Below are 13,508 nucleotides of genomic sequence, written 5' to 3' on the forward strand. Positions count from 1 at the left end.
CGAAGGCCGCCTCGCGTTGAGTTTTACATCGCCCCGCCGCCGTCAGCGTTATAGACGGCGCCCGTCACGAACGATGCCTGGGGCGACGCCAGGAAGGCCACCACTTCCGCGATTTCCACAGGCTGCGCGCCACGGCCCATCGGCGTGGCGGCGTAAATCGAATCGATGAAACCTTCCGGCTTGGTCGCCAGTTGGCGCCGCACGAAATCGGTCAGCGTGAAGGATGGCGCGACCGCGTTCACGCGAATGCCCGACGCGGCGAATTCGCGCGCGAGCGACTTGGTCATCGCCAGGACGGCGCCCTTCGACGTCGCATACGCGGCGGTGCCGAGAAGACCACCGCCCTTGATGCCCGCGATCGAGCTGAGATTGACGATCGAGCCGCTTTTCTGCGTCAGCATCTGGCGAATCGCTTCCTGGCAGCACAGCCACGTGCCGGTCGTGTTCACCTCGACCACGCGGCGAAACTCTTCCGGCGTGATGTCGAGGAACGGCTTCGCGCTTTCGATTCCCGCGCTGTTGACCAGCACGTCCAGCCGCCCCCACTTCGCGACGACCGCTTCGACCGTGGCCTTCACACTGGTTTCATCGACGACGTCGACTGTCAGGGGCATCGCTTCGAAGCCGCTCGCGCGGATTGCTTCGGCGGTGTCGAGCGCGGCCTGCCCCCGCAGATCAGCAATAGCAACGCGGTAGCCGCGGCTCGCCAATAGTTGGGCCGTGGACTGACCGATGCCGCTGGCTGCACCGGTGATGATTGCAACGGGTGTCTCGTTCGTCATTGTTGTGATCGTGGTGTTCGTTAGATGGACGGGCGGCCGTGTGGGCGGGAGAAAGGCGGCGAGTGCGCCGGCTCGACAAAAATATAAACCGCTGGCACCCGTGTCAGCAAACGAAAACATCTCGGCGGACGCGGAGAAAAAGTCACAAGAGACGCGCTGGGCGGCGCACAGGGACCGCTCGTCTACTTGCCGGCAAAGCCACTAAGCTGACCAACCGGAAGCATCGTTTCTATGTCGCCGTGCGTGTCCCGTGCTCACCGCGATCATACTTAACCCGTCTGCTCCACGTCTTCCCATGGATTCCGGCCCGCGCGTGGGCCGCCCCGTTTTCCCGGTGCCGGTACGCCGGGGGCGTCGCGGGTATTCGGGTCTGGGTCGGACTCATCTGGCAGCTGTCGAGCCCACCACCGCCGATCGCGGCGCGGGAGGTTAAACGCCCGGTCTCAGGGTCCCGCAGTCGCAAGGTAGCGCCGGCAAAGAACTGAAGCTTCCGTGTGCGGCGCGTCCAGCGCGTCGCCATCTTCCTGTTGGCACTCGCGCATCAGCTGATCGTTGTCCTGAATGTCATCCGGTACGTGCAATGGACGCCCGCCTGTAGTGTGCGTTGTCCGGATTGAGAAGACTTACGCTGCCAAACTGACTGCCTTGCAGGATGGCAGCTACTTGGCCGTTGCGTCCAATAGGGAAATGTTGCCCCTGACCTTCGCCCATGACGCGAGCGTTGCCGTGAATGTCTTGCTTACCGGTCCGAGTTCAAACGATGTGTCACGCGTGACAGGCTGACGGGTTCGCGGTGCCGCGATCCCGTAGCTGAACACGTACGACTGTCTCGCGACAGAGATGCCGACTGCCATCCCGGGAATGCGGTATTTCTCTATCACCGGCCGTACCGCGGAGTCCGCCACGCTCTTATTCCTCGAAATATTGGGGAAAATCGAACCAAATCGATCCAGCGTTATGCGTCTCGTGGCGACAGTTTCTTCCGGCCTGACAGTTTCTTCCCGCCTATGTGTGTCCACAGCCGGCCACGCGGCCGTTGACCCGCAAGACAGCCGGGTCGTCGTGCGTCAGGGCCAAAATCGGGGCGCACCCGCGCCACGCCGATCCGGCTGACGTCCCGGGCATGACGCATGCGCAGTCCCAGGCGCAGGTGTTTCCCGTTGCGTTCCTGCGCGCACATCATGCCAGAGCAGTTGCTCTGAGATCAGGGTCGGCGGCATTCCGCACACGCGTTCGTCATCGCCCCATACATTCGATTTCCATCCAAGGCGTCCTCTTCCGGAGTGTCTTCTGCCGCTTCATGCGGCAAGAACTGCGGTGGTGGAAGCCACAATCGTTCTCTGGAGAAATGCGATGTTTGTGCACAATAAACGGCTTCAGTACACGGTGCGCGTAGCGGCGCCCAATCCCGGTCTTGCGAATCTGCTGCTTGAACAGTTCGGTGGCCCGCAGGGAGAACTGGCTGCAGCGTGTAGGTATTTCACACAGGCGGTAAGCGAAGACGACCCCGGCCGGCGCGACATGTTATTCGACATCGCGACCGAAGAACTCAGTCACCTGGAAATCATCGGTTCGATCGTCGCGATGCTCAACAAGGGCGCGAAAGGTCAGCTTGCAGAAGGCGTCGAGAAGGAAGCCGCGCTTTACCGTTCGCTCACCGGCGGCGGCAACGACTCCCACACCACGGCGCTCCTGTACGGCGGAGGCCCGGCGTTGACCAACTCCGCGGGTGTGCCGTGGACCGCCGCTTACATCGACACGATCGGCGAGCCGACCGCGGACTTGCGATCGAACATCGCCGCGGAAGCGCGCGCGAAAATCGTCTACGAGCGTCTGCTCAATGTGACCGATGACCCGGGCATCAAGGAGGCCCTTGGTTTTCTGATGACCCGCGAGATTGCCCATCAGAAATCATTTGAAAAAGCCTTGCATTCGATCCAGCCGAATTTCCCGCAAGGCAAGTTGCCGGGCGTTCCCGAATTTACCAACGTCTACTACAACATGTCCGATGGCGAGGACGCCCCGCGTGGTCCGTGGAACGATGGACCGGGATGGGACTTCGTCGACAAGCCGCAACCGGCAGTCGACGGCGGCGACGGCCTCGCGAGCGTTCAGGTTTCGGAAAAAGAACTCGAGGTGTTGGGCGCGATGGCGGCGCGCACGGCTTCCGCGACCGAAACCGACCCGGTCACCGGCGCGGACCTGGGCGCTGGACAGAATGCAGCAGCAGCGCAATAAAAGCACCGAGAGAGTAGTGACCGTCGCCAGAAGAGCGATTCCGGCGACGGTGCATGGTCTCGAAGTCACCCGCACAGCACGAATGGCGCGACGGGGTCGCCCGGACGATGCCGTATTACGACGCTGTGCACGCCCAACTATAGCGGAGCCTCTATGCACCTTGATATTGCCGATCAGCTTTCCTCGCGTCGACGTGACGCTGCCGTGAAAGCGGCCTTCGATTGCAACAACGAAGTTTTCGACGGGATCACCAAAGTTGTTGAGCTCAACATACAGACAGTAAAAACATCATTATCCGAGCAGCAAGCGATGGCCGACGCCGCACTTTCTGCACAGTCGCTCAGTGAAGTGGTCGATCTCCAGTCCCGGCAATTCCCGGCTGCCGTTAAAAAGACGTTTGCTTATTGGCGGCACGTGGAAGATATCGCTGCGCAGACCGGTATCGGGCTATTCACTGCGATGCAGACTCACTTTGGCGGCGCGCTCAGGACGCTCGCCGAAATGGCCGACGTTGCGCCCGGCACGGTAGCCACTCAGGAGGGGCTCGGCAAGTGGAGTCTGTTCGTGATGGGGCAACCGGCGGTCGACGCCGCGCAGCCGGGCGTCATCGTAGATAGTTCGGGCAAGGTCGTTTCTTCGGGCGAGGTGCGCAGCGACCTGCACTAGCATCGGATCGGCGCCCGCCAACGGGCGGGCCTTTACCCGGCCTTCGCTACGCGGCTGCGACGAAGCGGGCCGGCGCAGGCATGGGAACGATCGTTGCGCTTGGCTGGTAGCGGTCCTATGCCAACGCCCAACGCCAACAGCGAGAGAAACCCGTGAATTCCCAACCCGAAAACCATCAATGCCCGGACGAACCGACCGGTGGCCCCGACCGCTTTCAAGACGCGGTGCCGGTTCGCGTGCTCGTTGTCGATGACTCCCGCCCATCGGCAGACGCGCTCAGCGCTTACCTGCAGGCCGGCGGGATGAGCGTTCGGACCGTCTATCACGGCTCCGACGCGTTGAGAGAAGCCAGAGCGTGGATTCCTGACTGCATTGTTCTGGATGTTGCCATGCCTGGTTTATCCGGCATAGGCGTCGCGGCGGCGCTCAGGCGGATCGAGGCGACTGCGAAAATACCGCTTCTAGCCTTTACCGCGTTCGATACCGCCGATCACGTCCGCGAAATGAAGGAGGTCGGCTTTGACGCTGTTTGCCGCAAGCCAGCTGAGTTAAGCCAGCTCGAAAACATGATCTTCAGGCTGGCTGGCCATGAAGCCGTCTATGGCTTTCCGGTGGTGCCGGCCGCGGCGCAGCTTGTGCCGCCGGGTTTGGGGCTTGACACACTCGAGCGACATTAGGGGTTGCGTCCTCCGCTGCGGCGCGGGGGCATCAGCATTGCCAATGTGTCCGGCAGAAGCGAACGCCTCTTCACGACGAAGCGTCGATTGCGACCTTGCGCATTGCTGGTTCGTCCGCCACCGGGCATATGAGTTGCTCGACATCGGGTCGGCTGCGGCATTCCGGCCGGGAGCCAAACGGCATCAACCAGGAGACAAGCATGGAAGCGACAAATCAGGACAATGTAGAGACAGGATCCGGTTCGGGGGACGCGTTGGCCATGCTCGAGGCAGACCATCGCGCGGTCGAAAAACTTTTCGAGGCGTTCGAGAAAGCCGCTGACGACGGCCTTGAAGCGAAGGCCGCACTCGCTCAACGCGCGTGCGAAGAGCTGTCGATTCACACGATGCTCGAAGAGGAGCTGCTTTATCCGGCCGCTCAGGAGGCGTTGCCGGACAGCGACAAAATCGACGTCGAAGAAGCGTATGTGGAGCACTTTCTGGTCAAGACCCTGATCGCGAAGTTCGAGACCATGAAGGCGGGCGACAAGGGCTTCGACGCAACCTTCAAGGTGATGAGCGAAATGGTGGGCCATCACGTCGAGGAAGAAGAGGAAGAACTCTTCCCGGAACTGCGCAAGTCGAAATGCGATCTGCGCGCGCTTGGCGACAGGATCGCGAAACGCAAGGCCGAGTTGCAAAGCAAGCTCGACAGGGCGGGCAGCAAGTCGGTGGGCGACAAGACCGCGACGCGCTGAGTTTTACAGCGCAACAGCCTTTCTCGCACGCAAACGGGAAATAGAAAACATCCATGACGCTAGAGCAGCGGCTTCGCAGCATGCGCAAGACGATGCGTGACATGTTCGGCATTGCCCGACTACGCGCTGGTCAGGAAGACATCATTCGCAGCGTGCTGGAACGGCGCGACACGCTGGCGACGATGCCAACAGGCGCCGGCAAATCCCTCTGTTACCAGTTGCCGGCATTGCATCTCGACGGCACGACGCTGGTCGTGTCGCCGCTCATCGCCCTGATGAAAGATCAGGCGGACAAACTGCTGGCTGCGGGCATCGAGTGTACGTTGGTCAACAGCACATTGCGGGAGCGCGAAGAACGGGAGGCGTTGCAACGCATTCTGGATGGCAGGAGCGGCATCGTATTCGTCACCCCGGAACGGCTCTCGCAGCCCGCATTCATGAAGGTATTGCGGGCGGGCGGAACGCAAAGCGTGGGGCTGATTGTAGTCGACGAAGCGCATTGCGTCTCGCAATGGGGCCACGACTTTCGGCCAGCGTTTCTCGGGATTGCTGGCGCGGTCAAGGCGCTTGGCCAGCCACCGGTACTCGCTTTGACCGCGACTGCAACCCAGCCTGTGCTCGACGATGTCACACGTTCGTTGGGATTGCGTGATCCACGCATCGTCCGCACGGGCACGTTGCGGGAGAACCTGCGTTATCGCGTCGTGCAGGTCAGCGTGGGCGGCGGTAAAGACGGTGGCGAGCGGGCCGCGCAGGCCAAGCGCGAACAGTTGCGGGAGGTGATCGCGTCGAACGCGGGGAGCGGCATTATCTACACAGCGACGGTACGCGATGCCGAGGGCATTCACGCGTGGCTCGCGCAGGCGGGGGAGTCAGTGGCGCTCTACCACGGCAAGCTGACTCCGAGCGCGCGGGACGCTGCGCAGGACGCGTTCATGTCAGGCTCGGCGCGGCTCATGGTCGCCACCAACGCGTTCGGCATGGGCATCGACAAAGCCGATATCCGTTTTGTGGTCCATTATCAGATGCCGGGCAGCCTTGATGCCTATTACCAGGAAACCGGACGCGCCGGTCGCGATGGCGAACCCGCCGACTGCGTGCTGCTGTTCGATCTGAACGACCGGCGCATCCAGCAGTTCTTTCTCGCTGGCAGGTATCCAAGCGTCGAACTGGCGCAGCGCCTGTACGACACGCTCGCGGGCCGCTGCAAAGAGACGGGCGCACGCGCCACGTTCGTCGAACTCAAGGACGCGCTGCCCGACGTGGGCCGCGGCAAACTGGAGGTTGCGCTCAACATGCTGGTCGATGCGCGCATTGTGGCGCGCGACCGGCAGCGGCGCTATCGCCTGCGAGCGCGCGACGGTGCGCGAGATAGCGCGCACGAAGCGGTGGCGAAAGCCGCGGGGCAATTCGAAGCAAGGAGCGTTCGCGACAAGGAAACCCTGCAACAGATGATCGATTATGCGCAGAGCGGTCAATGCCGTTGGCGCGTGATACTGGCGTACTACGGCGACACACCGTCGATGCGCCGCTGCGGCGTGTGCGACAACTGCCTGAGCCCGCCGCAAATCGCGCCGGTGGAGCGGTCGATCACGGTGGGCGACGCATCGATCGACGCGGAAGTAGCCAATGGGGCATCGAAGCCGCAACCCTGGTCACCCGGCGACGCAGTGCGCGTGCCGAGGTTTGGCTCGGGAGAGGTGGCGCTCGTGAGCGGCGAGCAGGTCGCGATCGTGTTTCCGGACGGCAGGACCCGGACATTCATGGCGAGCTATGTGAGGGCGGCACGGCGGCCGGTTTAGCTTATCTGCGGCGGGTTGGGCTTTGAACCCGACGGCGGGGTAGGCCGTCGAAGGGCGGCCGGTGCAAGCGCCGCCCTAACTGAGCCGCCGTGATGGACAACCAGGCGGACTTCACTATGCAAACGCACGGCGTGACTTTCCGCACGGACGTAGCCGCGCCATCCTTCGCGGCGACTTAAACGTCCCTAGCGATTGCTTTGCGCGCGGCAAGGCCTAGCCATGCGGTGATTCCCGAGCGGCCCACAATGCTCACGGTCCGCCTCGGTCCGAGGACGATTGCGCCAACACATAACGCAAGGAGAAGCGTCACGCGCGGTGCTTCTGCCAACGAAGTCACGACGCCGGCCACAGTCGAGCGCGTCTGCCCGCGAACAGCCGGAACCGATGGTGGAGCACGGTTCGCTGCGAGCAACGCCTTGCGCGACGCCGCCATGCGCAGCAGGATGGCGGCCTGGGCCTCCCTGGAGGTACGTTCGTGGTTCAACTCAGCGCCTCCTTCAGTGTGTCGAGATCGTCGCGGATTTCCCTCTGCAAAACATGAAGCGATCGACCAGGTTTCTGCGACCGGACGACAACGAGGGAGACGATAGAGATGGCCAGCCACATCGCCGCAACGCCCCATACCACCTGAAGAAAATAGGGCGTTCCCCAAGCCGTCGCGATGACCGCGATGCACACAAACGAAAGGGTAAAAAGGCCGGCGACCGCGAGGGCGACAAGCGCGCTTAACTCGCGGACAAGGCGCTTGCGGGTCTCCTCCAGTTCGACACCGAGGAGTTCGCCATAATCGGTGGCCCGTTCGACACAGAATCTGCCGACGTTCCGCCACTGTGTGACTTTCGAACGCATGGACATTCCGGGACTCCTCGGTATAGTTTGGTTCGCTAACGCGGCAGTGGCCAGTCAACCTCTGTTGTCTGTACCCCTGCATTCCCGCCGAAGTGTGGACGCCATCGTCCTACTCCCGGTCTCTCCAGTCGTCCCTTGAATTGCTGGGCCGCCCACGGTTCGCCGAACGTAGCGCGCCGAGTACAAAGCCGATGCCGGCAGCAATCGCCAGCGCAGCGAATGGCCGCTCCACAGTGCTTTCGCGAACGACATCCGCGATGTCGGCATAGAGTTGCTGTGCCTTTCCGCTCAACTCCCTGGCTTTGCCGCTGACTTGCGCGCCCGCGTCGCCCAGCAACTCGCCGGCGGCTTGCTGCACGTCGCCGACAGCCTCGCGTAGCGCTCCTTCTCCTTTAGTCGTTTCCATTGCCTACTCCTTAAGTGGGTGCGATCGGGCCGCACAGGGAAATGCGTCTGCTTGCACAGTCGAGCCTTCGCTATTCGCACAACGTTCGCTCGATGGGCGGTACGCCATGCCAGGGGATGCGCAAAAGTCGGACCCGCCTCGACGGTCCGTCGCTCGGTGTCAACCCCTGGCACCGAGCGTAACGTCCGCGGATTCTGATTCGCGAGCTAGTCGCAGCACTTCGCCCGTTCCTTGCAACTGACTGCGGCCGACCACGTCGTCCGGACTTAGACTCCGGCAACACGCCGGACAGCCTGGCTTCATGGCGGCAAAGAGAACGTTCTCTCCATCGTATGTACCGGCGTGGGTCAACTTGCGCAGCCGCGCCTGATGCCCACCGGCTCGAAAAGCGCCCGTTTCTATCGTTTCGATAAGGGCTCCCCGATGTCCGCATGAGCATTCGACGTAGGTGAAGATCCGGGTTTTCATGTTGGCCTCCTCCAGTCATCTCACATGCCGCATGAATCGGGCCACTCAGCCATCCCTCGATCCCTTGCTCGATATGAAATCCCCGCGCAGGACGCTGCAAGGAGCTGGCATAAGTTGTGCGAAAGGTCGGGGCGGCAATGTCTGTCGATGTGGCAAGACATCCCCATGCATAAGTCGTTCGGTCCGACGACGACGGGGGCCGAACGCGTTTCATACCGGTCGGCGGAGTTGGGAAATTGAGGCCGGTCGCCAGGAACTGAGCGGTCTGGAGCGAGAGGAACAGGAGAAGACCATGCTCGGTGTCGTCATTCCAGCTCATAACGCAGCCGACTATATGGCGCGCGCGTGCGCTCGGTCATCGAGGCCGCACGGCATCCTGCGCTCGCTGGCGAACAGGTCAGAATCTTTGTGGTCCTCGATAGCTGTACTGACACAACCGGTGACGTTGCCCGCGCACTCGACGCACATGTCCTACTTGTCGAGACCCGCAACGTCGGTGTCGCGCGCGACGGGGGCCGCTGCCGCGTTGGCCGAGCGCGCACGCTGGCTCGCGTTTACGGATGCTGACACTACCGTCGCGCCGGACTGGCTGGTCCAGCAGTTACTCTGCCGCGCAGACGCTGTCTGTGGCGTGATCAGTGTGACCGACTGGCGCGGCCATAGTGACGCCGTGCGCGAAAACTTCGTGACGACGTATCGCGATGCCGACGGTCATCGCCATATTCACAGTGCAAATTTGGGCGTGTCCGCAAGCGCCTATTCGCTGGTAAAGGGCTTTCAGCCGCTTGCAACGAACGAGGACGTTGCTTTGGTGGAGGCGTTGATTGCCGCCGGGGCGACGGTTGCATGGAGCGCCGCTCCCCGTGTGACTACCAGCGCCCGACTGGATTCCCGGGCCCCGGGTGGATTCGGCGATGCATTGCGTCAGGTGAGTCGCCGATTGGCGGCGAAAACTTTGAGCGCAACGGCTCGACTGTTCACTTGACTCGACATGTGCAACCTCACGCTTCAGGCCGTACGGACTTGCTGCGGTAAGTACTCGCAAGCTGTTTTTCCCGTTGACGCCTCGGCGGCATCCTGCGCGTCTATCGTGTTCGCGTCTTGTATCCGGTTACGTCGGATCAGGCTGGTCCTCGTCGACTTCCTCGCCGTCCTCTGACTCAAGCCGGGTGGTGCCTCCGGTCGCTGGTGGGTCGCTGGCGGGAAAGGTGTCTTCAACGGCCCGGTCGATATCGTCTTCTGACTTGTCGCTTGCGGAGTTTTCCTGCTTTGGGGTGGTGGCCATTTGGGTCTCCGGTTCGATGGAATGATTTGCCAGGAGCAAGGCGTATTCCACGGACTGGACGCGTGCAAATTCGTTGAGACGGTCGTCATCTCGGCTGACCGCGTGAGTAACGTAATGTCACCTTCGTTTAGGTCGGCAAGCCGTCTGAGACACCGCATGAAGACCCCGCAGGCATAAAAATGCCGCAGACCAGCTGCGGCCAGTGTTCCGTCGATCGGGACGCTCTTCAAGACACGTTCGTTATTTCAACTCGTCGGGCACCTTGCCGCCATTCGCCGCGAGCTTCTGCATGACTTCCCGATGCAGCCAAACGTTCATAGCGGCGGAATCTTCTGTGCTGCCAGAGTAATGAAGTTCGGCGGCGAGTTGCTTCCGCGCATCGAGACTACTGTCCAATCCGAGAAGTTTGAGCAGGTCTACGATTGACGTTCGCCAGTTCAACTGTTGGCCGCTTCCTTCCTGCAGCTTGGTAAGCACGGCCTCTACGTCGACCGCCGGCATTGGCGCAACCGAGGGTTGTGAGGTCTGCGCTGAAACAGTTGGTGGCGTCGACGGGGTTCCTGCCGGTACCGTAGTGCTGCCGGGTGCTGATGCCGCAGTTGCGGCCGGGGCAGTCGTCGAGGCAGAGGTCGTGTTGGCTGGATGGTCGTGCGGGAAAATCTTGTTCAGGATGGTGGAAAATATACTCATTTGTCGCTCCTTGTTCGTGACCGTCCACTCGGGGCGGTATCACGGCGGCGCAACGGACATGCCCAGGGCGCAAATGCGATGAGTCGTGAGTATGTCCGGCGGCAACGGGAATTCGGCGGCTTGCTCCAGCGAACGCTTCAGTAACCAGTTGTCGCGTGTGTCCGCATGCATCCAAAGATGCAGCCTGAAGATTTCTCCGAGCTTCACCATGCCGCTCATCCTCGTTGACCAAGTATCGCCATCAGGGTGCGCGCGTTTCGCTGCCCTTGGTCTTCGCGGCAGTTATTAAAAATCACGTGCGTCGTTACCACCTGCCTGGCGATATCGCGGATGGGTCCAGATAACTGCGTCAGTTCACCGTCGCTGTAGTCGTAGTCGAAGCGTGTCGAGGCAGTGGAGGCACCGGTCGGGCTCCACGTATCCGCATTGCGGCCATGCAGACGCACGAACGCAAGATCAGGATTGGTCACTTCCCACACGGTATGCGCGCGGTTAGTGACCTCTGCAGGCGCATCCATGATCACGTGTACGAGCTTGTATCGCCTCAGCAGGTCCAATGTGCTCGATGCGTTTTTGTCGTCCAGCCAGGAATTGTTGCGAAACTCTACCGCGACCGTGTATCCCTGCATTCGGTCCGCACACTCTTCGACGTGGGCGTTTCCTTCAGGGCCGCAGCTCAGCCATGGAGCAAACTGAAAAAGAACAGCGCCAAGTTTGCCAGCGCGGCGCAGTGGTTCGAGCGCGTCGCGATAACGCCGCCAGAGTTCATCAAGTACCTCGCTCGGAATATCCCGGTAGTAGAGGTTCTTTTTGCCCGTCTCCGGGATCGCCGTCGCGATGTCCTTTGTCAGAGACGCCCGGACGGCCTGATGTCCGGTCAGCAGCCGAAATGCCTTGATATCGAAAGTGAAATCGTCGGGCGTGCGCTCCGCCCACAGCGCAGCATTCGACGCGGAGGGCATCCCGTAGTAGCTGGAATCAACTTCCACCAGCGGGAACTGCGACGCATAGAACCGCAGCCGTGCCTCGGCGCTTCTACAGCCGGGCGGATAGAAGCGCTTGCACGCGACGAGCGTTTTATCTGTCCAGCCAGCCGAGCCGCAAAGTATTTTCACGACGCCTCCTGATCCGGGTGCGGTGCCTGCCGGACGATGATGGATCATCTCGTGATGGCCGCGTCGTCACGTCCGTGATTGGCGGGACGAGCCAAGGCGCGCTGCAAGAACGCCGCCCAGCAGGCCGCCGAGATGACTCTGCCACGGCAGGCCGGGATAGAGCGGCAAAACGCCGGACAGCATGCTGAGACCGAAGCTGTTTAACACGAGCAATGCCACAAGTATCGAAACGATGTTGCGTGTGTAGTAACCTCGCGCAACCGGGTAGCCGGCATCGCCGAATACCACCCGCTCGCGCTGATGCGTAAGGAGCCGGATGCACCGAATAGCCACGCGCAGAGGCGTGCGCCAAGCATCGCGCCCGCGGCGGCCTCGCAGAAGTTCGAGATGCTTACTCATGCGTGCCGGCGCCGTGCCGGACACCGTCGAGCGACGCAGGATGTGGATGAGGCTGATCATCGACGAGGCGCCGGATCACGGTGTCCGCATTGCGTAGGGGTCACCGGGCATTGTGCATGAGTGTGTGAGAGCGCAAGGATGCTGCAAGTGAGAAGGATAAACACAACTTAGCTATCAAAACTCCTGCGGATAGAGACCCGCGCTCATGTCCAGGTTGCCGGTCTGCGCGTATATCAGCGGGTCACCGTCCGGACTGACTAGCGCCCCGTCGATCACGCGGCCCATCACTAGCCGATGGTCCCCCGCCTCGGTGTCACTAACCACCTGACACTCGAAGTGAGCCAGTGCATCGACCAGCAGCGGCGCGCCGGTCTTGCCGGGCCGCCACGATATCGGCGCGAGCTTGTCGACCGTGCGGCCTGACTGCGTGCCGAAGTGCTCAGCAAGCGCCTGTTGTTGCGCACGCAGCACACTTACAGCGAATACCCGACCTCCAGTAAGAAGCCTGTAGGACTCGTGTTCCGGGTTGATGCTGATCGCCAGAAGCAACGGAGAAAACGAAACCTGCATGATCGAACTGGCTGTGAACGCATCCAGACGACCATTGTCAGCCACGCCGACTACATAGACGCCAGCCGTCAAATGCCGGAAAAGTTGTGCGATACGGTCGGCCATGGTGCAATCCTTTTCTCTCAATGCGAGGGGAGCCGCGAACGTGTCAGTTCACTGCGACGGAAGATGATCGGCGGCATCGAAGCATCGGGATGCCAGGTCATGTACTGACTGTTCGCCTGTCATCGCCGGGAGTATTGCCGACGACGTCTCATCATATCGCCGCCTTTGGACCGCTGCCAACGGCCAGCCCCAATCGCGGTGTGAGCCGCTGGATCGATCTTCGTTGTGAATTCTGGCAGCGCTCCGCGCGAGCTGTCGGCTTCTCGTATTCCTCAGGCATGTGATGTGCACAACGCAGGACTCGATCTGTTCGAACGCGACGAGATCGCAGCGTCCGGACCTGGTCGCGAAGGCGATACGGCCGGACTATGCAATCGGTTCGCACGTCGCCCCACTGGGACTGCTTTTCTACACCGGCAGCAATCTGCCGGCGCAGTATCGAGGCGGCGCATTCATCGGCGAGCACGGCAGCTGGAACCGATCACCACTCAGTGGTTACGTGGTTGCGTATGTCGCGTTCGAAAATGGCAAGCCGGTGGGTGCGCCCAGACCCGTCGTCACGGGCTTCGCCTCCGATGACGAAAAGGAACTGCACGGCGCGCCCGTGGGTCTCGCCCAGGACCGCGACGGCGGCGTCGTCATTGCCGACGACGTTGGTAACGTGGTCTGGCGAGTGACGAAGGCGGGCAGCCAGCCATAGCGCCGATGCCCTGCTCGCG

General features: G+C 61.7%; 15 protein-coding genes and 2 pseudogenes. 7 read left to right on the forward strand and 10 right to left on the reverse strand.

Going from position 1 to position 13,508, the window contains the following annotated elements; translation table 11 throughout:
* Positions 1-23 precede the first annotated feature (23 nt).
* Together HV770_RS18970 and HV770_RS38740 are read right to left on the reverse strand one after the other, a co-directional pair.
* Positions 24-782: an SDR family NAD(P)-dependent oxidoreductase gene (locus tag HV770_RS18970; protein WP_175161993.1), complete on the reverse strand. Its 759-nt coding sequence runs from the start codon at positions 780-782 to the stop codon at positions 24-26.
* Positions 783-1,441: 659 nt separating this feature from the next.
* Complete coding sequence (locus HV770_RS38740) at positions 1,442-1,801, reverse strand: serine hydrolase (protein ID WP_343048300.1); 360 nt, start codon at positions 1,799-1,801, stop codon at positions 1,442-1,444.
* Between the two features lie 334 nt (positions 1,802-2,135).
* On the opposite strand from HV770_RS38740, the gene HV770_RS18980 reads away from it, so the two are divergent.
* The 5 genes from HV770_RS18980 (at position 2,136) to HV770_RS19000 (ending at position 6,902) form a co-directional block, all read left to right on the forward strand.
* Positions 2,136-3,020, forward strand: coding sequence for a manganese catalase family protein (locus HV770_RS18980; RefSeq protein ID WP_175161995.1), 885 nt, complete (start codon positions 2,136-2,138; stop codon positions 3,018-3,020).
* 153 nt (positions 3,021-3,173) lie between these two features.
* Positions 3,174-3,686, forward strand: a complete 513-nt coding sequence (locus HV770_RS18985) for a phasin family protein (RefSeq protein WP_175161997.1) — start codon at positions 3,174-3,176, stop codon at positions 3,684-3,686.
* Positions 3,687-3,838: 152 nt separating this feature from the next.
* Positions 3,839-4,363, forward strand: a complete 525-nt coding sequence (locus tag HV770_RS18990; protein WP_175161998.1) for a response regulator — start codon at positions 3,839-3,841, stop codon at positions 4,361-4,363.
* 200 nt (positions 4,364-4,563) lie between these two features.
* Complete coding sequence (locus HV770_RS18995; RefSeq protein ID WP_175162000.1) at positions 4,564-5,100, forward strand: hemerythrin domain-containing protein; 537 nt, start codon at positions 4,564-4,566, stop codon at positions 5,098-5,100.
* Between the two features lie 53 nt (positions 5,101-5,153).
* On the forward strand, positions 5,154-6,902 hold the full coding sequence (locus tag HV770_RS19000; RefSeq protein WP_175162002.1) for a RecQ family ATP-dependent DNA helicase: 1,749 nt from the start codon (positions 5,154-5,156) through the stop codon (positions 6,900-6,902).
* A gap of 480 nt (positions 6,903-7,382) precedes the next feature.
* Here the strand turns inward: HV770_RS19000 and HV770_RS19005 are convergent, their stop codons facing one another.
* Positions 7,383-7,757 (reverse strand): phage holin family protein, encoded by a 375-nt coding sequence (locus tag HV770_RS19005; RefSeq protein ID WP_121324480.1) that lies wholly within the window; start codon positions 7,755-7,757, stop codon positions 7,383-7,385.
* A 103-nt stretch (positions 7,758-7,860) separates the two neighbouring features.
* On the reverse strand, positions 7,861-8,157 hold the full coding sequence (locus HV770_RS19010; RefSeq protein WP_175162004.1) for a CsbD family protein: 297 nt from the start codon (positions 8,155-8,157) through the stop codon (positions 7,861-7,863).
* Positions 8,158-8,917: 760 nt separating this feature from the next.
* Between HV770_RS19010 and HV770_RS19015 the strand changes: the two are divergent.
* Positions 8,918-9,610: pseudogene (locus HV770_RS19015) on the forward strand (glycosyltransferase family 2 protein).
* A gap of 126 nt (positions 9,611-9,736) precedes the next feature.
* Here HV770_RS19015 and HV770_RS19020 read toward each other — a convergent pair.
* The 6 genes from HV770_RS19020 to HV770_RS19045 all read right to left on the reverse strand — a co-directional run bounded on the left by HV770_RS19020 (position 9,737) and on the right by HV770_RS19045 (position 12,789).
* Complete coding sequence (locus HV770_RS19020; protein WP_175162005.1) at positions 9,737-9,910, reverse strand: hypothetical protein; 174 nt, start codon at positions 9,908-9,910, stop codon at positions 9,737-9,739.
* Positions 9,911-10,150: 240 nt separating this feature from the next.
* Positions 10,151-10,600, reverse strand: coding sequence for a DUF3597 domain-containing protein (locus HV770_RS19025; RefSeq protein WP_121324474.1), 450 nt, complete (start codon positions 10,598-10,600; stop codon positions 10,151-10,153).
* Positions 10,601-10,639: 39 nt separating this feature from the next.
* On the reverse strand, positions 10,640-10,810 hold the full coding sequence (locus HV770_RS19030) for a hypothetical protein (RefSeq protein ID WP_175162007.1): 171 nt from the start codon (positions 10,808-10,810) through the stop codon (positions 10,640-10,642).
* A gap of 5 nt (positions 10,811-10,815) precedes the next feature.
* The gene (locus tag HV770_RS19035) at positions 10,816-11,715 is read right to left on the reverse strand and encodes a DUF72 domain-containing protein (protein ID WP_175162009.1); all 900 of its coding nucleotides are present in this window, start codon (positions 11,713-11,715) and stop codon (positions 10,816-10,818) included.
* A 66-nt stretch (positions 11,716-11,781) separates the two neighbouring features.
* Positions 11,782-12,174 (reverse strand): hypothetical protein, encoded by a 393-nt coding sequence (locus HV770_RS19040; protein ID WP_246291009.1) that lies wholly within the window; start codon positions 12,172-12,174, stop codon positions 11,782-11,784.
* 114 nt (positions 12,175-12,288) lie between these two features.
* A complete protein-coding gene (locus tag HV770_RS19045) occupies positions 12,289-12,789 on the reverse strand; it encodes a flavin reductase family protein (RefSeq protein ID WP_175162011.1) in 501 nt (166 codons plus the stop codon).
* Between the two features lie 328 nt (positions 12,790-13,117).
* Between HV770_RS19045 and HV770_RS19050 the strand changes: the two are divergent.
* Positions 13,118-13,489 (forward strand): annotated as a pseudogene (locus HV770_RS19050) (PQQ-dependent sugar dehydrogenase); the annotation flags it as partial.
* Positions 13,490-13,508: the final 19 nt, after the last annotated feature.

The organism is Paraburkholderia fynbosensis (assembly GCF_902859935.1).
Taxonomy (GTDB): Bacteria; Pseudomonadota; Gammaproteobacteria; order Burkholderiales; family Burkholderiaceae; genus Paraburkholderia; species Paraburkholderia fynbosensis.

Excerpts from the sequence above, each read along its gene's own strand:
- HV770_RS18995 (WP_175162000.1), top strand. The coding sequence starts at position 4,564 with ATGGAAGCGACAAATCAGGACAATGTAGAGACAGGATCCGGTTCGGGG.
- HV770_RS19020 (WP_175162005.1), bottom strand. The coding sequence starts at position 9,910 with ATGGCCACCACCCCAAAGCAGGAAAACTCCGCAAGCGACAAGTCAGAA.
- HV770_RS19010 (WP_175162004.1), bottom strand. The coding sequence starts at position 8,157 with ATGGAAACGACTAAAGGAGAAGGAGCGCTACGCGAGGCTGTCGGCGAC.
- HV770_RS19005 (WP_121324480.1), bottom strand. The coding sequence starts at position 7,757 with ATGTCCATGCGTTCGAAAGTCACACAGTGGCGGAACGTCGGCAGATTC.
- HV770_RS19025 (WP_121324474.1), bottom strand. The coding sequence starts at position 10,600 with ATGAGTATATTTTCCACCATCCTGAACAAGATTTTCCCGCACGACCAT.
- HV770_RS19030 (WP_175162007.1), bottom strand. The coding sequence starts at position 10,810 with ATGGTGAAGCTCGGAGAAATCTTCAGGCTGCATCTTTGGATGCATGCG.
- HV770_RS19000 (WP_175162002.1), top strand. The coding sequence starts at position 5,154 with ATGACGCTAGAGCAGCGGCTTCGCAGCATGCGCAAGACGATGCGTGAC.
- HV770_RS19040 (WP_246291009.1), bottom strand. The coding sequence starts at position 12,174 with ATGATCAGCCTCATCCACATCCTGCGTCGCTCGACGGTGTCCGGCACG.
- HV770_RS18985 (WP_175161997.1), top strand. The coding sequence starts at position 3,174 with ATGCACCTTGATATTGCCGATCAGCTTTCCTCGCGTCGACGTGACGCT.
- HV770_RS19045 (WP_175162011.1), bottom strand. The coding sequence starts at position 12,789 with ATGGCCGACCGTATCGCACAACTTTTCCGGCATTTGACGGCTGGCGTC.
- HV770_RS18970 (WP_175161993.1), bottom strand. The coding sequence starts at position 782 with ATGACGAACGAGACACCCGTTGCAATCATCACCGGTGCAGCCAGCGGC.
- HV770_RS18980 (WP_175161995.1), top strand. The coding sequence starts at position 2,136 with ATGTTTGTGCACAATAAACGGCTTCAGTACACGGTGCGCGTAGCGGCG.